Annotated in this window: 11 protein-coding genes; all 11 read left to right on the top strand. The window is 34.3% G+C overall.

Features of this window, described 5'->3' with window-relative positions; translation table 11 throughout:
• The first annotated feature begins 410 nt into the window (after positions 1-410).
• The 11 genes from C8C83_RS04170 to C8C83_RS04120 all read left to right on the top strand — a co-directional run bounded on the left by C8C83_RS04170 (position 411) and on the right by C8C83_RS04120 (position 19,586).
• Positions 411-1,379, top strand: a complete 969-nt coding sequence (locus tag C8C83_RS04170) for a type I phosphomannose isomerase catalytic subunit (RefSeq protein ID WP_121329944.1) — start codon at positions 411-413, stop codon at positions 1,377-1,379.
• Between the two features lie 346 nt (positions 1,380-1,725).
• Positions 1,726-2,736, top strand: a complete 1,011-nt coding sequence (locus C8C83_RS04165; RefSeq protein ID WP_132011670.1) for a LacI family DNA-binding transcriptional regulator — start codon at positions 1,726-1,728, stop codon at positions 2,734-2,736.
• Between the two features lie 303 nt (positions 2,737-3,039).
• The gene (locus C8C83_RS04160; protein WP_233565996.1) at positions 3,040-6,129 is read left to right on the top strand and encodes a SusC/RagA family TonB-linked outer membrane protein; all 3,090 of its coding nucleotides are present in this window, start codon (positions 3,040-3,042) and stop codon (positions 6,127-6,129) included.
• Between the two features lie 15 nt (positions 6,130-6,144).
• The gene (locus tag C8C83_RS04155) at positions 6,145-7,662 is read left to right on the top strand and encodes a SusD/RagB family nutrient-binding outer membrane lipoprotein (protein ID WP_121326561.1); all 1,518 of its coding nucleotides are present in this window, start codon (positions 6,145-6,147) and stop codon (positions 7,660-7,662) included.
• A gap of 445 nt (positions 7,663-8,107) precedes the next feature.
• A complete protein-coding gene (locus C8C83_RS04150) occupies positions 8,108-10,096 on the top strand; it encodes a glycoside hydrolase family 2 protein (RefSeq protein WP_165877222.1) in 1,989 nt (662 codons plus the stop codon).
• A 237-nt stretch (positions 10,097-10,333) separates the two neighbouring features.
• Positions 10,334-12,589 (top strand): GH92 family glycosyl hydrolase, encoded by a 2,256-nt coding sequence (locus tag C8C83_RS04145; RefSeq protein WP_121326560.1) that lies wholly within the window; start codon positions 10,334-10,336, stop codon positions 12,587-12,589.
• A 229-nt stretch (positions 12,590-12,818) separates the two neighbouring features.
• Positions 12,819-15,104, top strand: a complete 2,286-nt coding sequence (locus C8C83_RS04140; RefSeq protein ID WP_121326559.1) for a GH92 family glycosyl hydrolase — start codon at positions 12,819-12,821, stop codon at positions 15,102-15,104.
• 4 nt (positions 15,105-15,108) lie between these two features.
• Positions 15,109-16,572: a glycoside hydrolase family 125 protein gene (locus C8C83_RS04135; RefSeq protein ID WP_121326558.1), complete on the top strand. Its 1,464-nt coding sequence runs from the start codon at positions 15,109-15,111 to the stop codon at positions 16,570-16,572.
• Between the two features lie 134 nt (positions 16,573-16,706).
• Positions 16,707-17,609 (top strand): ROK family protein, encoded by a 903-nt coding sequence (locus C8C83_RS04130; RefSeq protein WP_121329942.1) that lies wholly within the window; start codon positions 16,707-16,709, stop codon positions 17,607-17,609.
• Between the two features lie 283 nt (positions 17,610-17,892).
• A complete protein-coding gene (locus C8C83_RS04125) occupies positions 17,893-18,897 on the top strand; it encodes a N(4)-(beta-N-acetylglucosaminyl)-L-asparaginase (protein WP_121326557.1) in 1,005 nt (334 codons plus the stop codon).
• 140 nt (positions 18,898-19,037) lie between these two features.
• Positions 19,038-19,586 carry a zinc ribbon domain-containing protein gene (locus tag C8C83_RS04120; RefSeq protein WP_121326556.1) on the top strand — a complete coding sequence of 183 codons (549 nt, stop codon included), beginning with the start codon at positions 19,038-19,040 and terminating at the stop codon, positions 19,584-19,586.
• Positions 19,587-19,802: the final 216 nt, after the last annotated feature.

The raw sequence follows: 19,802 nt of genomic DNA, 5'->3' as shown, positions 1-19,802 counted from the left end.
ATGTGAAATGGCACGCGGATGACACGGATTCGCTATCGCGAAAGCGCGGATGAACACGGATTTTTTTTCTGCAGTATTTGAAAAAAATCTGCTCAATCTGCCAAATCTGCGAGAAAATGGCACGCGGATGACACGGATTCGCTATCGCGAAAACACGGATAAACACGGATTTTTTTCTTTCAGGATTTGAAGAAAAAGCTGCTTAATCTGCAAGAGAAAAGTTTAGCCACAGATTAAAAGGATTAAAATGATTTTGTTTTATATGCTTTAAGTAGATAAGAAAAGAGAGAAATAATTCGAGAAAATTCGTGTAATTCGTGGCAAAAAAAAATCCACAGATATTTAAAATCATTTTTAATCCTTTAATCTGTGGCAAAAAAAAACTAGATATTAATTTAAAAAACATAAAAATGAGCATAAAAAATTATCCTTTACAATTTGAACCAATTTTGAAAGAAAGAATTTGGGGCGGAGAAAAACTAGAAACAGTTCTTAATAAGCCAATCGTTTCTAAAATTACAGGAGAAAGTTGGGAATTATCTACTGTAGAAGGAGATGTAAGCGTTGTTGCGAATGGTAAATTAAAAGGAAAATCATTAACGGAATTAATTGAAAAATCTCCAAAGGCAATTTTAGGAACGAGAGTTTATGAACGATTTGGGAATCAGTTTCCACTATTGTTTAAATATCTCGATGCAAGAGAAGATTTATCGATACAGGTTCATCCAAATGATAAATTGGCAAAAGAGCGTCATAATTCTTTTGGTAAAACCGAAATGTGGTATGTAATGCAAGCCGATGCTGATGCAAGAATTATTGTTGGTTTTAAAGAAGATTCAAGCAAAGAAGAATATCTGGAAAATCTGAATAATAATACTTTGGTTTCTATTTTAGACGATGTAAAAGCCAAAGCCGGCGACGTGTTTTTTCTGGAAACAGGAACGGTTCATGCGATAGGAGCGGGATTAGTAGTTGCAGAGATTCAGCAAACATCGGATATTACGTATCGCTTGTATGATTTTGACAGAAAAGATGCTCAGGGAAATAAAAGAGAATTGCATGTAGATTTGGCACTTGATGCAATTAATTATAATAAAGTAGATACATATAAAAAGTACGAAACGATTCAAAATCAATCAAATGTTGTAGTTGATTGTCCTTATTTCACAACGAATTTTATTCCGCTTGACGGAACAATTGATGTGAGTAGAAACGGAGAATCTTTTACAGTTTATATGTGCATCGAAGGTTCTTTTGGAATTAGACATGAGAATGAAATTTATAAATATGAGAAAGGAGATACTGTTTTATTGCCTGCCGATATAAGTGATTATACAATAGATGGTTATGCTTCTGTTTTAGAAGTTTTTATTTCTTAAGTTGAAGATTAAGATGAGATTTCCTGTTAGGTTTTGAAAACCTAACAGGTATTAATTGAATATTTTGAAAGTGTTTTTTAGTTGAATAAATTACAAAATATGAGTTTTGCAATTCTGCTAAAAAAGCTGAATAAAGATTATTCATGCTAAAATGATTAAGTATCTTTTGAGGGTTTAAAAAGGATTAATGCTAAAATTGCCTTTAAATACTAATGATTCTGTTTTTAATTAACTCTAAAAAAATGATTTGTTTAAAAAAATAATTACAAAATCGTTTTAGTAACTATTTTTATATCTATATTTGTGATTCAATTAACAACAGCTTAATAAAAAATTAATTCGCTAAATGAAAAAGATTACTATTAAGGATATTGCCACAGAGGCGCAAGTGTCTATATCTACTGTATCTTTTGTCATTAATGATAAAGGCGAGAAAATGGGAATCAGTCCTGCAGTAATAAAAAAGGTGCAGGAAGTTGCTGAAAAGCTGAACTACAGACCCAGCATGATTGCAACCAGTCTAAGAACTGGAAAAACAAGATCGATTGGACTTATTGTTGAGGATATTTCGAATCAGTTCTTTGCAGATCTTGCGAGAGTCATAGAAGATGAAGCGAAGAGCATTGATTACAGAGTTTTTTATTGTAGTACTGGTGGAGATAATGAACGTTCTGAAGAATTGATAAATAGTCTTTTGCAGGCAAATGTGGATGGTTTTATTATTACGCCAACTCAAAATCTTGAAGAGAAAATTGATCTTCTTATAAAATTAAGAAAACCCGTAGTATTAGTCGACAGGTATTTTCCTGGACAAAGAGTGAGTCATGTTGTAATGGATAATTATGAAGCGTCTAATACAGCTACAAAATTTTTGATCAATAAAGGCTGTAAAAAGATTGCTGTTGTAAATAATACATCTGAAATGGTTCAGATGAAATTAAGAGAAGATGGTTATCGCGATGCTTTGAAAGAAGAAGGGACCTATGATGAATCGCTTGTGCTTCATCTGGATTATAATAGTACCGAAGAAAATAAGGTAGCCGATATATTAAGTTTTTTTGAAAAAAACACAGACATAGATGCTGTTTTATTTTTAACCAACTACATGGGACTTGCGGGACTTCAGGCTTTTAGAAAGATGGGAATTAGTATTCCTGATGATATCTCGGTCATAAGTTTTGATGATCATGATAGTTTTAAATTGCATACACCAACAATTACTGTAATTGCGCAGCCTATTGAGGATATTGCAGTTAAATCGATACAGTTGTTAATGAGTCAGATGACTGATATGGAGAAATTTGAAGTAGAAAAAAGCCTTAAAAAAGGTAGGTTAATAATCCGGGAATCTGTTTGATTCTGAAGGATAATATTAAAAAAATTAAAAAAAAAACGTTTCGTTTTTTTTTAGTCATTTTACTAAATCGTTTTAGTAAGTTTTAGAAGACTAAACTGTGTTTATCAGTTGTTTTTTTTAACGTGTTCACTATATCGATTTCTTAAAATTAGGAAAGTGTTTAAGTTGCTGTTAAGTCATAGTATTTAGAGGTTAAGATCTTTAAATACCATATTAAACTGAGTTCAAATTTTATTACTAATTATTAAAAACAATCACGTTAAAATCAACAAAAATCAAAACAAATAACCAAAAAAAATGCTTATGAAACGAATATTGGCAGTGTTAGGAATGGTATTGTTGAGCAGCTTAGGAGCTGTTGCACAAAACCGATTAATAACAGGCATAGTGACTGATGCAGAGAACAAGGGAATTGTTGCTGCATCCATAGAGGTTCAAGGAAAACCGTTTAGCGCAGTTACAGACGCTGAAGGTAGATTCAAGATGAATGTTCCGGAAGGGAAGGTAACTTTAAATGTATCTTCTATAGGTTTTGCTTCAAAACAAGTAGTACTTCAGGAAAAAGAAAACCGTGTTGCGGTTGTACTGAACGAAAATTTACAAGAATTAAAAGATGTTGTGGTAACTTCATTTGGAGTTAAAAAACAAAAGAAAGCTTTAGGTTATGCAGTTGGAGAAATCAAAGGCGACGACCTGACAAAAAATAAAGAGATTAATTTAGGAAACGCTCTTCAGGGAAAAATTGCCGGAGTTAACGTTTCTGCACCTGTTACAGGACCTTCTGGTTCAAGCCGTGTAGTAATTCGTGGGGCAACATCTGCTTCTGGATTAAACCAGCCTTTGTATGTTGTAGACGGAATTCCGATTGATAACAGTCAACAAGGAAACGCCGGAATGTATGGTGGAGCTGATAAAGGAGATGGTATGTCTTCTTTCAATCCTGACGATATCGCTTCGATGTCTGTATTAAAAGGTAGTGCCGCTTCTGCTCTTTACGGGTACAGAGGGTCAAATGGTGTTATCTTGATTACTACTAAAAAAGGAAAAAGCGGAACTGGACTTGGCGTAGATTTTAGTACAAATTCTACTTTTAATACTCCGGTAAGTCTTTTGCACTGGCAAGATCAATACGGAGCCGGAGCGCCTGTAAATGGTGTTGCAACAAGATTTTCTGACTTACAGGAACTTAGAGATTCTTACTATTTTGCATGGGGAGATAAATACGACGGAACGCCTTCTCTTTCGCTTGACGGAAAAACAAGACCATACCAAGCTTACGGAAAAGACAACGTTGAAAATTTCTACAGAACTGGATTTTCGTTCAGTAATACTTTAGCAATTTCTGGCGGAAATGAAACAACTAATTTCAGATTGTCTTTTGGAAACACAAAAGATGAGTCTATTTTACCGGGAACAGATTTTGGTAGAAATAACTTGTCTTTGAGTTTAAACTCAGCACCAAACAAAAAAATTAGTATAGAAACTAATGCACAATACATTTCAGAGAAAAGTCATAACAGACCTTATTTGAATGATTCACCAAGAAATCCTTCTTTCCCAACAACTTTCTTAACGCCGGGAACAGATATTAGATGGATCAATAACGGATATGATGAAAATGGCGGTGAGGCAGATTATTTTGGTGCAAACACGTACCAAACAAATCCTTACTTTGCAACACAAGAAGATCTTAACGATGACCTTAGAAAGCGTTTTATAGGTTCTGCAAAAGTTAACTATAATATTACCGATAAAATTTATGCAAAAGCTGTAATTGGTATTGATGATATTAATTATGAATATACTGAAATTGAACCTACAGGAATTAACTATAATCCAGGAGGATCTTATGAAAACAGAGTAGAGAATCGTTCTGAGTTTAATGCTTCGGGATATTTAGGCTACAAAGGCGATATTGCTAAAAATCTTTCATTAGATGCTTTTATTGGAGCGAACCGTCAGGATAATAAGTACAGTGGTATTAAAATGAAAGGTAACAACTTTATTGTGCCGTTTAAATATTTTTATGCTAATACTCAACCGGATAAAACAGAAAAACTATTTTCAGAAAGAGAAGTAAACTCTCTTTTCTATTCGGCAGATTTAGGATACAAAGATTTCTTATATCTTAGTTTAACAGGTCGTCAAGATTGGTTTTCTACTTTAGATCCATCAAACAATAGCGTTTTTTATCCATCTGTAAGTTCAAGTTTCATTTATTCTCAAATTATCGATTTGCCGGAATGGATGTCTTACGGAAAATTAAGAGCAGGTTGGGGTAATGTAGGAGGCGGATTGCAAGAAGCTTATGCTTTGTCATTAACTTATACTGCGCCAGATGGACAAACAGATTCTCAGGGACAACCAATTTTGGGAGTTAATGGAGAAACAGTTCCAAATAAATTTTTGAGACCTTATAATGTAAGTACAATCGAATTTGGTTTCGAAAATACATTCTTTAATAACAGAGTAAGTACAGATTTGACTTTCTATCAAAAGAGAACAACAAAAGATATTGCTGATGCTGATATTTCTCAGGCTTCAGGTTACAGAACTACAAAAATCAACGTGGGAGAAATCCTGAATCAAGGTGTTGAGTTTGCAGTAAATGTAAAAGCGATTAAAACACCAAGTTTCTCTTGGAGCATTGGTTATAACTTTGCTTACAATGATAGTGAAGTAGTAAGTCTTTCGGACAAAATCAATACAAAATCATTAGAAGGAAACAGAGATTCAAGAGCTTCTGTAGTATTAGAAAAAGGACAGCCTTTTGGAGTAATCAAAGCTTATGATTATTTGAGAGATTCACAAGGAAACATTGTAATCGATACAAACGGTAAATTCATGAGAGGAAATTTAATCATTGCAGGACAAGGTGTAGCGCCAACTTCAATGGGACTTTCGAATGATTTTCAATATAAAAATTTCACACTTTCAGTTTTTGTAGATGCTAAATTTGGAGGAGAAATCTATTCAGCTACAAACCAATTAGGAACTCGTTACGGATTATCAGAGCAAACACTTCCGGGTCGTGAAGGCGGAGTTCAGGTATCAGGTAAAGATGTTAACGGAAATCCTGTAAACACAACAGTTTCTGCATACGATTACTGGAGAAGTTATAGTGATATTACATCAAACTTTGTTTACGATGCTGATTTCGTAAAATTAAGAGCAATTTCTTTTGCTTATAATTTCCCAAAATCAACTTTGTCAAAAACACCATTTCAAGCGATTAGCTTAGCGTTTTCTGCTCATAATTTATGGACAATTTATGACAAAGTGCCAAACATCGATCCAGAATCAAACTATTCTAATAGTAATGCACAAGGACTTGAAAGAGCATCTATGCCTTTGACAAGAAACTATGGTGTAAGCCTTAATGTCAAATTTTAATAATAAAATTGAAAGATGAAAAATAAATTTATAAAAATATTCTGTGTCGCAATTGTTGGTGCAATGACATTAACATCATGCGATAAAGGATTCGAGGAAATGAATACGAATCCAAATGCATTGACAGATCCGGCGATAAAATCTATGTTTACACTTGCTGAGATTTATGTAGATGGACAAGATTATTCTAACACAAGAGGAAACAATGCATATGCGGCTCAAATCGTTCAGCAATTTTCTTCATTAGGCGGACCAGGTTCAAAATATACTTATTCTTCTGAATATTCAGGATCTCTTTTTGGAGAATCATATGGTAAAGGATTGAATCAGATTTTTCAATTGTTATCTGTAGTAGAAAACTCTCCTGAAAATAGTAATATGATTCAGGCTTGCAGAATCATGAAAGTATTCATGTTTCAAAAATTGACAGATACTTACGGTGAAATTCCTTACTTCGAAGCAGGAAAAGGATATAACGGAAATGTTTTTGCTCCAAAATATGACACACAAGAAGCTATCTACAATGATCTTCTAAAAGAATTAGATGAAGCTGGTACTGCATTGGATGCTAATAAAGCATTTGTAGGTAACGCCGATTTGTACTACCAAAGTGATGTTGCCAAATGGAAAAAACTGGCAAACTCATTAATGTTGAGAGTTGCAATGCGTTTGTCTAAAGTAAACCCTGCAAAAGCACAACAATATGTTGAGAAAGCTGTAGCTAAAGGTGTTTTTACTTCAAATACTGAAAGTCTTGTTTTAAAACATGATGCAGGACCACAAGGAGTTAGAACAAACCCAATTACTTCATCTTGGGTTAGAAATGACCTTAACGGAGGAGATTCTAATACAAAATACAGCAAAACGTTTATCGATATGTTGAAAAACAATAACGATCCACGTTTAAGAATTTATGCCAAATTGGAAGCTTCAGGAGACAACAATCCTGCAAGCCAACAAGGACTTGCAAATGATGCAAAAGAATTTCCGGGTGGAGACAAGAAATTATTCTCAGATCCTAATACTTCTACAGTATTACGTTTAGATGCACCAACTTTGATTATGTCTTATGCTGAGGTTAAATTCTTATTGGCAGAAGCAGCAGTAAAAGGCTGGAATGTTGGAGACACGGCACAAAATCTTTACCAAGACGGAGTTAGAGCTGCAATGGAAGTTCTGGTTATTTTTGGAGATAAAGTACCAGCGGTTTCACTTGCAGAATACAACACTTATATTGCTGCTCATCCTTTTAAAGCTACTGGAACAGAAGCTCAAAAAATTGAACAAATTATCACTCAAAAATGGATTGTATTGTTATTCAATGGTTTTGAAGCATTTTCAGAATATAGAAGAACAGGATATCCGGTTTTAGTTCCGGTAAATGATCCTGCGGGAGAAACAAAAGGAACAGTACCAAGAAGATTAATTTATGATCAGTCAGAATTGATAACAAATGAGGCTAATTATAAAGCAGCGATCGCTCGCCAAGGGTTGGATTTAATGACAACCAGAATTTGGTGGGATAAACAATAGTTGAATAATATTGGTTAGTTAGTTGAATTAAGCCGGGTAGGAATACCTGTACCACCCGGCTTATTTTTTAATTTCTATTTTGATTTTCATTAAATTAGAGGAGTTATATCAGAAACCCGTTCAAAAGTTTTAAAACCTTTTTTTTCGCAAAGACAAGTTGCTTCTGCTGAAAAAGATGGAATTATTTTCAAAAGAACATAAAGTGATGATAGAATTTTCGATTTTTTAAGCATTAAACAGAATCTAAAATCTACAATCAACAATCTAAAATAAGAATTAAAGCTTGGCAGCCGTAAAAAGGAAATGATTTCTGGATATTTTGTTAGTTACCTTTTATTCTGATAAAAAAAAACCTGATGAGAAGGAATAATTGAAAAATCAATTATCCTTCTCAAACTGCCAACGATTGAATTGCAATGCATATATAATATAGTACTAAGTAAGAATGGAATGTAAAAAAAGCTTTTATTGGTTTGTCGGAATTTGTATCGTCAATTTTTCATTGGCAGCAAATGCTCAAAACATAGATATAAAAACGGGTTGGCAATATCGTGAAACCAAAACTGAGAAATGGAATCCTGCAACAGTTCCGGGAGAAATCCATACCGATTTATTGAATAATAAAGCAATTCCGGATCCATTTTACAGAGACAATGAGAAAAAATTAGAATGGATCGAAAAGAAAGATTGGGAATATAAAACCACTTTTAAAGTAAATCCGGAAGTTTTAAAAAAGAAAAATACAGAACTCGTTTTTGACGGATTAGATACTTATGCAACCGTTTATCTGAACAATCAATTGGTTTTGAAAGCCGATAATATGTTTCTGCAATGGCGTGTAGATGTAAAAAAGATATTGAAATCAGGAAATAACGATTTGGTAGTTGTGTTTAAATCGGCACAAAATGTAGTCGATTCGCTTGCCAAAAAAGATTTACCATTTGTAATTCCGGACAATCCACGTGCTTATGTTCGTAAAGCGCAATATCATTTTGGATGGGATTGGGGACCAAAATTCACCACGTGCGGAATCTGGAAAACTCCACGATTAGAAGCTTACGACAAAAAAACTCCAGAGAAACCATATGTATTAGATCGCAAAATCGAATTGGTGCAAGAGCCAGATAATGTTGGAAAAACATTCTATTTTAAAATAGATGGAAAGCCAGTTTATATGAAAGGTGCTAATTATATTCCGTCAGATGCTTTTCTTTCGAGAGTAACCAAAAAAGAATACGAAAAAGTAATTGGTATGGCGAAAGATGCCAATATGAATATGCTCCGTGTTTGGGGTGGAGGAATTTATGAAGACGATTATTTCTACGATTTATGTGATAAAAACGGAATCTACGTTTGGCAGGATTTTATGTTTGCCGGAACAATGGTACCGGGAGACGATGCTTTTTTTGCCAATGTAAAAAAAGAAGTTCAGTATCAGGTGAAACGTTTACGTCATCATAAAAGTATTGTTTTGTGGTGCGGAAATAATGAAATCGACGAAGCCTTTAAAGATTGGGGATGGCAAAAAAGCATGAAAATGCCCAAACAAGATTCGATTCGTTTATGGAAAGATTACGTTCGTTTGTTTCAGGACAGTATTCCAAAATGGGTAAAAGAAGTCGATAATAAACGCCCGTATATTAGTTCATCGCCATCATTTCATTGGTCACAAGCAAAAAGTTTAACCGAAGGCGACAGCCATTATTGGGGAACCTGGTGGGGATTAGAAGATGTAGAAGCCGTACAGAATAAAACAGGACGTTTTGTGAGCGAATACGGAATGCAGGCAATGCCAAATTATTCTTCTATCGAAAGATTTACGCAAGCTGAAGACCGATATTTATATTCGGATATTTTGCAGGCGCATCAAAAAGCTGGAAAAGGGTTCATGAAATTAGATTCGTATTTGAGTCGTTATTTTATTGATTCGACCAAAATAAGTAAAATGAATGTGGAGGATTATACGTATCTGACACAATGTTTACAATATTATTCTCTTAAAAATATTATCGGAATCCACCGTTCAAAAGCGCCTTATAATATGGGAACTTTGGTTTGGCAGCTTAACGATTGCTGGCCAGTAGCAAGTTGGAGTGTAACCGATTATTATGACAGACAACCAAAAGCGGCTTGGTACGCAATGAAAGAAGCATATCGAGATGATAAAACTCCGGAAATTGATTTAACACGTCCGATAAGTTTAAAATTAGATGATCCAAAAATCACCTGGACATTAAAAGGAAACAAGCTGACACTGAAAGTCTTAAAAGATGCAAAATATGTCAATGTTTCGATAAAAGGATACACCGGAAAATGGAGCGATAATTATTTTAGCCTAAAAGCAGGAGAAGAAAAAACAATCACATTTGAAGGGAAAATTGCAAAACCAGAGGTTAGAGTTTATTCTCTATATGATGTTTTAAAGAGGTACTAAAAAGAAGGTACTAAGGTTCTTAGATGCTGAGGTTCTAAGGTTTTTTTGTAGAGGCGCACAGCAGTGCGTCTTCACTAAATATTTAAAATTAAAATCTTTGTAAACTTTGCGTAAATCCTTGCGCACTTTGTGGTTAAGTTTTTAAATTCAAAGATTAAAAAAATATCTGTGTAAATCAGTTTAACCCGCGTCATCCGTGGCTAAAAATTTAAGCAAGTCAAAATAAAAAACAATAATATGATTACAAAATACAAACAAATTGTTTTCGCTATAATTATGCTAATCAATTTATCTGCAATTTCGCAGGAAAAAAAAGCTAGTTTAGATTACACGCAATATGTAAATCCGTTTATTGGATCAGCAGGTCACGGACACGTTTTTGTGGGCGCGAATGTTCCTTTTGGAGCCGTACAATTAGGACCTGTAAATGTTTTTGAAGGTTGGGATTGGTGCAGTGGATACAACTACGCAAGTAACACAATTCTGGGATTCACACACACGCATTTAAGCGGAACCGGAATTGGAGATTTAAACGATATTTTGCTGCTTCCTGTTTCAGGAAAAGTGCCACTTACGAAAGGTACAAAAGAAGATATGGCAACTGGTTATGGATCTTATTTCTCTCATAAAAACGAAGTAAGTAAAGCCGGATATTACAGCGTTTTATTGGATAAATATAAAATCAAAGCTGAGTTAACCGCTAGCGAAAGAGTCGGTTTTCATAAATATACATTCAATTCCACTACAGACAATCACGTTTTGCTGGATCTTGCAGACGGAATAGGTTGGGATAAACCGGTAAAAACTTTCATAAAAAAACTAAACGAAACAACGCTTGTTGGATACAGATATTCTGCAGGTTGGGCGGCTGATCAGCGTATTTTCTTTACGATTGAATTTTCAGAACCAATTTCAAATATTGCACTTTACGACAATATAACCGCTGTAAATGGAAGCGAAGGAGAAGGTTTAAAAATGAAAGCCGTTTTGGATTTCAAGACTTTAAAAAACAAACAAGTTTTAGTAAAAGTTGGAATTTCTCCGGTAAGTTATGAAAACGCTTCTGCGAATATTAAAGCCGAGATTCCGGGTTGGGATTTTAATGCTGTAGCAAAAGAAGCGACTTCAAAGTGGAATAAAGAATTGAACAAAATTCAGATCAAAGCAGACGATAAAACCATGAAAGTTTTTTACACTTCTTTGTATCATACCATGTCTGCGCCTTCAATTTTCAATGATGTAAACGGAGATTATAGAGGAACAGACAAGAAAGTTTACGAAAAAGCAAATTTTACAAACTATACCACTTTTTCACTTTGGGATACTTACCGAGGTTTGCATCCTTTATACACGATTACACAACCGGATAAAATCAACGATATTGTAAAATCATTTTTGGCAATTTACGAACAACAAGGTCGATTACCGGTTTGGCATTTAATGGGGAATGAAACCAACACGATGAACGGAAATCACTCGATTGCCGTGATTGTAGATGCTTACATGAAAGGTTATAGAGATTACGATACTGCATTGGCATACGAAGCGATCAAAAAAACGGCGATGCAAACGCGTGACGGAATGGATTATGTTCAAAAATTAGAATATATTCCGGCTGATAAAATGTTAGAATCTGTTGGAAATGCTTTAGAATATGCGATCGACGATTATTGTGTGGCACAAATGGCAAAATCTTTAGGCAAAACTGATGATTATAATTATTTCACTAAAAGAGCTAATTTGTACAAACTTTATTTCGATAAAGAAACCACTTTCATGAGAGGAAAATTGACAGATGGAAATTGGAGAACGCCATTTAATCCGCTTTCATCAGCACATCGTAAAGACGATTATGTTGAGGGAAATGCGTGGCAATATACTTGGTTAGTTCCTCAGGATCCTTATGGTTTAATTGAATTATTTGGAAGTGATGATAAGTTTTTAGTCAAATTAGATTCACTTTTCTTAATCACAGATAAAGTTGAAGGAGAAGAAATTTCACCTGATATTAGCGGATTAATTGGTCAATATGCACAAGGAAATGAACCGAATCATCATATTCCATATCTTTATGCATATGCAGGACAACCTTGGAAAACAGCCAAACTAATTCGTGAAATCGATGATAAATTCTACTCGACAAAACCAGACGGATTATGCGGAAATGAGGATTTAGGACAAATGTCGGCTTGGTATGTTTTATCTTCAATGGGATTCTATTCGGTTAATCCGGCAAACGGAATTTACGTTTTAGGAAGTCCGTTGGTAAATACAGCGACAATTCATCATAAAGAAGGTATTTCGTTTACATTGAATGCAATCGATAATAGTAAAACAAATATCTATATTCAAAAAGCAGAATACAACGGAAAACCTTATACAAAATCATATATCACACAAGATATGATCGTAAAAGGAGGAGAATTAAAATTGTTTATGGGAAGTAAACCATCGACAACTTTTGGAGTTAAGAAGGAAGATAGACCTATTTGATTTTAGAGTATAGATTTTAGAATATAGATTTAACAAGTTGAGACGCTTAGTCTCCTAACAGGTTTTTAAAACCTGTTAGGTATGTTTTAAGGTTTTAGTTTTCAGGCTTACGGTAGCTTTGTCAAAGTTTTAAACTTTGACAAAGCTTAGGCAATTGAGATCCGTATTTAATAGCAAACAAATAATACCTAACAGGTTTTTAAAACCTGTTAGGATAACAACACAGAATATGAAAATAAAGAGTTTAATTTTTTTAGGGGTATTACAATGTTGCGTTTTTGTAAACGCACAAGTTAAAACTTTAGATCCTGTAGAATATGTAAATCCTTTAATGGGAACACAATCTTTGCATAGTCTTTCGAACGGAAATACTTATCCTGCCATTTGCCGACCTTGGGGAATGAATTTCTGGACGCCACAAACCGGAAAAATGGGCGACGGATGGGCGTATATTTATACTGCAGAAAAGATTAGAGGATTCAAACAAACGCATCAGCCATCGCCTTGGATGAACGATTACGGACAGTTTTCGATCATGCCGGTAACCGGAAAATTGATTTTTGAAGAAAACGAAAGAGCAAGTTGGTTCAGCCATAAAGCGGAGGTTTCAAAACCATATTATTACAGCGTATATCTTGCAGATTATGATGTAACAACAGAAATTACAGCAACTGAAAGAGCAGCGCATTTTCAGATTACATTTCCTGAAAACGAACAATCTTCTATTGTAATCGATGCTTTTGATAAAGGATCTTACATTAAAATAATTCCGTCAGAAAATAAAATTATAGGATATACAACTAGAAATAGTGGTGGAGTTCCGGAAAATTTTAAGAACTATTTTGTTTTGCAATTTGATAAACCATTTGCGACTAATTATACTTGGCATGATAAAGTTTTAGAAAAAGATAAATTAGAATTAAAAGACAATCATGTTGGTGCAGTTGTAGGTTTTAAAACTAAAAAAGGAGAAATCGTAAACGTAAAAGTTTCTTCTTCATTTATTAGTCAGGAACAAGCAGAATTAAATTTGAAAAATGAATTAGGAACTTCTTCATTTAATGAAACCGTAGCACAATCAAAACAAGAATGGAATAAAGTTTTAGGAAAATTAACTGCCGAAGGTGGAAGCGAAGAACAACTAAAAACGTTTTATTCTAGCTTATACCGTACCGCTTGTTTTCCGCAGAAGCAATATGAAGTAAATGCAAAAGGAGAAATCGTGCATTACAGTCCGTATAACGGACAAGTTTTGCCGGGTTATATGTTTGCAGGAACAGGATTTTGGGATACTTTCCGCGCTTTATATCCTTTGTTAAATTTGGTTTATCCTTCGATCAATACAGAAATGCAGCAAGGATTAATCAACGATTATAAAGAAGGCGGTTTCTTGCCGGAATGGTCAAGTCCGGGATTTAGAGATGTAATGGTTGGGAATAATTCAGCTTCTGTAGTTACTGATGCTTATATCAAAGGATTACGAGGATATGATATTAATAAATTGTACGAAGCTTTATTGCATGGCGCTAATAACGAAGGACCATTAGAAGCTGTAGGAAGAAAAGGAGTAGAGTATTACAACACTTTAGGTTACGTTCCTTATGATGTAAAAATCAATGAAAATGCAGCCAGAACATTAGAATATGCTTACGATGATTTTACGATTTGGAAATTAGCAAAAGCTTTAAACCGTCCGAAGAAAGAAATCAGTTTATACGAAAAGCGAATGATGAATTATAAGAATCTTTATAATCCGTCGATTGGTTTAATGAGCGGTCGAAACAAAGACGGAAGTTTTCCAAAAGATTTCAATCCGTTTAAATGGGGAGATGCTTTTACCGAAGGAAATGCTTGGCATTACAGTTGGAGTGTTTTTCATGACGTTCATGGTTTGATCGATTTAATGGGCGGTGAGAAAAAATTCACGGCTAAATTAGATGCAGTTTTCTCAACTCCGCCAATTTTTGATGATAGTTATTATGGCGCAGTAATTCATGAAATCCGAGAAATGCAAATCATGAATATGGGACAATATGCTCACGGAAATCAGCCGATTCAGCACATGATTTATTTGTATAATTATGCTGGAGAACCTTGGAAAACACAATATTGGTCTCGCGAAGTGATGAACCGTTTGTACAAACCAACTCCGGACGGATATTGTGGAGACGAAGATAACGGACAAACTTCGGCTTGGTATGTTTTCTCAGCAATGGGATTCTATCCGGTTTGCCCGGGAACAGAAGAATATGTTCTTGGAGCACCATTATTTAAGAAATTAACCTTGCAATTAGAAAACGGAAAACAATTAGTAATCAATGCGCCAAACAATTCTGAAACCAATAAATATGTTCAGGATTTAAAATGGAACAATGTAACTCATACCAAAAATTTCATCAATCATTTTGATGTATTAAAAGGTGGAGAGTTAAATTTTGACATGAGCAGCAAACCTAATTTACAAAGAGGAACTTCGGCAAGTTCGTATCCATATTCTTATTCAACTTCAAAATAATACTATGCAGCAATCACGTAGAAAATTTATAAAAAATACAGGGATTTTTTCAGCAGGATTATTAGCACTTCAAACCGATGTTTTCGGAATGAATTCAGATGCTTTCAATTTTGCATTAAAAGATTTTATTACCAAAAGACCACCATTAGCCGAAAGAAAATTTACGAGTAAAGCCGTTGAAGCAGCAATCGTAAGAATCAAAAAGCAAATAGCAAATCCGGAATTGGCCTGGTTGTTTGAAAACTGTTTTCCAAACACTTTAGATACAACCGTAGATTTTGAAATTATCGACGGAAAACCTGATACGTATGTAATTACAGGAGATATCGATGCGATGTGGTTGCGTGATAGTACAGCGCAAATTTGGCCGTATATTCCGTTTGTTAAAGAAGATAAAAAACTGGCTGAATTGGTAAAAGGAGTAATCAATCGCCAAACGAAATGTATTTTATTAGATCCTTATGCGAATGCTTTTTACAAAGATTTCAATCAGGTAAGCGAATGGAAAAATGACATGACCAAAATGCAGCCTGGTATTCACGAACGCAAATGGGAAATTGACAGTTTGTGTTATCCAATAAGACTTGCACACGGATATTGGAAAGAAACCGGAGACATCAGTTTATTTGACAGTAAGTGGAAAGAAGCCATGCTTTTGGTTATTCAAACATTCAAAGAACAACAACGCTGGACCGATAAAGGACCGTATAATTTTCAGCGAGTTACGGCTTGGGCTACAGATGGCGTGCCGTTAAGTGGTTACGGATATCCGGTAAAACCATGCGGATTAATTGTTTCGACCTTCAGACCAAGTGACGATAGTACTTTGTTTGGGTATTTGATTCCGAGTAATATGTTTGCGATTGAAGTTCTTGGATATCTTCAGGAAATTTTCTCTTTGCCAGCATTAAAAGACGATAATTTAGTGGCTAAAGCCAAAGAATTACAAGGACAAGTTCAGAAAGGATTAGAAGAAAACGGAATCATCGATCATCCAAAATTTGGAAAAATCATTGCTTTTGAAGTAAACGGTTACGGAAGTTTCCATATGATGGATGATGCCAATGTTCCATCTTTATTATCATTGCCTTATTTAGGCGCGATAGAACCGGACAATCAACTTTATTTGAATACCAGAAAAGTAGTTCTTTCAGAAAATAATCCATTTTTCTATAAAGGAAAAGCGGGCGAAGGCGTTGGCGGACCACATACCGGAACAGATACGATCTGGCCAATGAGCATTGTTTTAAGAGCGATTACAAGTGTAGAGGAAAATGAAATAAAACACTGTATCAGTAATTTGATCAAAACAAATGCCGATACAGGATTTATGCACGAATCTTTTCATAAAGACGATGTAACCAAGTTTACCAGAAAATGGTTTGCGTGGGCAAATACATTATTCGGCGAAATGATTGTTCATACGAGTATTCATTATCCACAAATTTTAAAAGACAAAAACATTTAAAAAACTAAAAATATAACATTAAGAGATTAGTATCCTAACAGGTTTTTAAAACCTGTTAGGTATAATTTGAAAACTAAGAATCACATCTGGTTTTTTCTTGATTTCTTAATGATTCAATTCCAAAAAAAATAAGAATGAATAAAGAATATGCCGTTGGATTAGACATTGGAGGTACACATATTACCGCAGCGATTATAGATATTGTAGGTATGAAAGTGATTGATTTTTCGTTGCACAAAGAGTCGTTTGATTCTAATTTGCCAGTAGAAGAAGTAATGACCATTTGGGAAAAAGCAATCAGAACTTCTATCGAAAATTCTAAAGTAGACGCCACAACAGGATTGGCAGTTTGCATGCCGGGACCATTTGATTATGAAAATGGAGTTTGCTGGATAAAAGGGCAATCAAAATACGAGCATTTTTACGGATTAAATGTTCGCGATTTGTTTCAGAATAAATTAAATCTTTCGAATGATTTTCCGATTCTGTTTGAAAATGATGCTGTTTGTTTTGGTAAAGGCGAAGTTTTTAAAGACGCTGATAATCTTTCTAAAAAAGTAATGGCAATTACGCTTGGAACGGGACTTGGTGCTTGTTTTATTGACAAAGGAGAATCTATAAATACAGGCGATTTAGTACCAAAAGACGGAGAAATATATGATCAGCCTTACAGACAAGGAATTGCCGAAGATTATGTTTCTGCACGTGGACTTATCGCTGGTTATTTCGCTTTAAGCGGAAAAAAAATAAACAACGGATTAGAGCTTTTTAATTTGGCTAAAGCCGAAGATAAAGTAGCGATAGAAGTATTTGAAAAAATGGGAGAAGATTTAGCGGCGATTGTGATTCCGTGGTTAGAAAAATTCTCAGCAGATAGCTTTATTATTGGAGGAAAAATAGCAAATGCGAGTGAGTTTTTCTTACCGACTTTCAACAAGAAATTAGAAGAATCAGGAAGTAAAGTCAATGTTTCGGTTTCCACAGATAATGAAATCGCAGCTTTATTGGGCGCGACAAGTTTGCTTTATACAGCTTAGATTTTTATAAATTTACATTGCAGATAATTTTTGCCACCGATTAAAGGATTTTAAAAGATTTTTTATCTGTGTTTAATAAATGAAATTTACAATGGAAAAGACTGAGGCGACAAAGAAAAAGAAAAATTGGTTTAAGATTTTTGTTGAAATTTTGCTTGATATTATTTTAATGAACAAATAACGAATTTTCAGATCAGGTGCTAAAATTTGATAAGCTTATAACATTTCCATAGATAAAAATTTTTTTAAAATCCTTTAATCTGTGGCAAACAAAATAAAAGATATGACAAATTCAAATCGCAGAAATTTTATAAAAACGGCAGCTTTAGCTTCAGCGGCTGTAGCTTTACAATCTTTTAATTCAAATTCTGAAGAAGAGGAAAAAGTCGTAGTTTCAAAGAAAGGAAAAAAGCCAATTGTACTTTCGACTTGGCGATTTGGAATCCCTGCAAACGAAGCAGCTTGGGAAGTTCTAAAAAATAAAGGAACAGCGCTCGATGCGGTCGAAGCCGGAGTGAAAATTCCTGAAGCCGACCCCAAAGAAAGAAGTGTTGGTTATGGCGGACGTCCGGATAGAGATGGCCGTGTAACGTTGGACGCTTGTATTATGGATGAAAATGCCAATATAGGATCCGTTGCTTGTTTAGAATATATAAAACATCCAATTTCTGTTGCAAGAGCCGTAATGGAAAAAACTCCTCACGTAATGTTGGTTGGTGACGGAGCTTTACAATTTGCGCTTTCACAAGGTTTCAAAAAAGAAAATCTACTAACAGAAGAATCTGAAAAAGAATGGAAAGAATGGCTGAAAGACAGTAAATACAAACCAATTGCAAATATCGAAAATCACGATACAATAGGAATGATCGCTTTGGATGTCAACGGAAATCTTTCGGGTGCGTGCACTACAAGCGGGATGGCTTTTAAAATGCACGGACGAGTAGGAGATTCTCCAATTATTGGTGCGGGTTTATATGTCGATAATGAAATTGGCGCAGCAACAGCAACAGGTCACGGCGAAGAGGTAATCAGAATTTCGGGTTGTCATTTGGTAGTTGAATTAATGCGACAAGGCAAATCGCCTCAAAAAGCGTGTGAAGAAGCTGTTGCCAGAATTATAAAATTGACTAAAAACAGAAACAAAGATTTAAAAGATATTCAGGTAGGTTTTATTGCCTTGAACAAAGCGGGCGAATATGGTTCGTATTGTGTGCAAAGTGGTTTTAATTATGCAGTTTATGATGAAACCGGAAACCAATTAATCGATGCCGATTCTTTCCTGAAGTAAGATTTTTTTAGTTGACTCTGTCGATAGAGTTAATTGTTTTTTAAATGCGTAATAGTCTTTGGCTTTGCGCATTTTTTAGTTTAAAATGTTGAGATACATGTAGAAAAAACTATATTAGTATCTAAAAAAAAGCAAAGCTTATGAAGACTATTTGTTCAAAATGTGAAGCAGAAAATGATTCAAGTTTAAAATATTGCTCCAATTGTGGTTATGAATTGTCAGGTAACGAAAAAGAGAATATAACTCCTGAAATCAAAAAAGAAATCCCTGTTAAGTCAGAAAGGAAATTTAGTCTCAAAACTTTTTTAGGGTTTATAGTGGGTTTTGCAGTTATGTTTTTCGTAACGCAATCTTTGTTTAAGCCCTCGATTGATAAACAACTTACGGAAATAGCAAACGAAATGAATAAAAGCTGCCCAATAAGAGTTGATGAATATACGACTTTGAAAAGCGTTGTTGCTTTACCGGAAAAAACGATTCAGTATAATTATATTTTAGGGTTAACCAAAGCTGAGGTTAAATTGGATACGGTAAAGAAATATATTTTTCCCGGAGTTTTACAAAATGTAAAAAACAGTCCTGAAATGAAACCATTCAGAGATAATAAAGTTACTTTGAATTACCATTATACAGATAAAAATGGTGATTTCGTAACAGAATATATCGTAAAACCTGAATTGTACGAATAAGATATACTATGGTATTTGACTCTGATTTCTGAAGAGTTTCTTATAAAAAAAGCGCAAATGTCCCTGACTTTGCGTTTTTTTATGTTTAATAGAAATAATAGATTTGTTTGTGTAGAACTATGTTTCATATTTTAACAATAACTATTAATTAAATTGCCTTGTTAAGGTGATTATCGAGTGATTTTGCAATCGATTTGGAAAAATATAGACGAAGTT

Origin of the sequence: Flavobacterium sp. 90, from assembly GCF_004339525.1 — a bacterium.
Taxonomy (GTDB): Bacteria; Bacteroidota; Bacteroidia; order Flavobacteriales; family Flavobacteriaceae; genus Flavobacterium.
This window is presented reverse-complemented; position numbering and strand designations above follow the sequence as displayed.

What these genes read in the sequence shown, in the direction of transcription:
- C8C83_RS04170 (WP_121329944.1), top strand. Translation starts at nt 411, where the DNA reads ATGAGCATAAAAAATTATCCTTTACAATTTGAACCAATTTTGAAAGAA.
- C8C83_RS04120 (WP_121326556.1), top strand. Translation starts at nt 19,038, where the DNA reads ATGAAGACTATTTGTTCAAAATGTGAAGCAGAAAATGATTCAAGTTTA.
- C8C83_RS04140 (WP_121326559.1), top strand. Translation starts at nt 12,819, where the DNA reads ATGAAAATAAAGAGTTTAATTTTTTTAGGGGTATTACAATGTTGCGTT.
- C8C83_RS04125 (WP_121326557.1), top strand. Translation starts at nt 17,893, where the DNA reads ATGACAAATTCAAATCGCAGAAATTTTATAAAAACGGCAGCTTTAGCT.
- C8C83_RS04160 (WP_233565996.1), top strand. Translation starts at nt 3,040, where the DNA reads ATGAAACGAATATTGGCAGTGTTAGGAATGGTATTGTTGAGCAGCTTA.
- C8C83_RS04155 (WP_121326561.1), top strand. Translation starts at nt 6,145, where the DNA reads ATGAAAAATAAATTTATAAAAATATTCTGTGTCGCAATTGTTGGTGCA.
- C8C83_RS04135 (WP_121326558.1), top strand. Translation starts at nt 15,109, where the DNA reads ATGCAGCAATCACGTAGAAAATTTATAAAAAATACAGGGATTTTTTCA.
- C8C83_RS04165 (WP_132011670.1), top strand. Translation starts at nt 1,726, where the DNA reads ATGAAAAAGATTACTATTAAGGATATTGCCACAGAGGCGCAAGTGTCT.
- C8C83_RS04130 (WP_121329942.1), top strand. Translation starts at nt 16,707, where the DNA reads ATGAATAAAGAATATGCCGTTGGATTAGACATTGGAGGTACACATATT.
- C8C83_RS04145 (WP_121326560.1), top strand. Translation starts at nt 10,334, where the DNA reads ATGATTACAAAATACAAACAAATTGTTTTCGCTATAATTATGCTAATC.
- C8C83_RS04150 (WP_165877222.1), top strand. Translation starts at nt 8,108, where the DNA reads ATGGAATGTAAAAAAAGCTTTTATTGGTTTGTCGGAATTTGTATCGTC.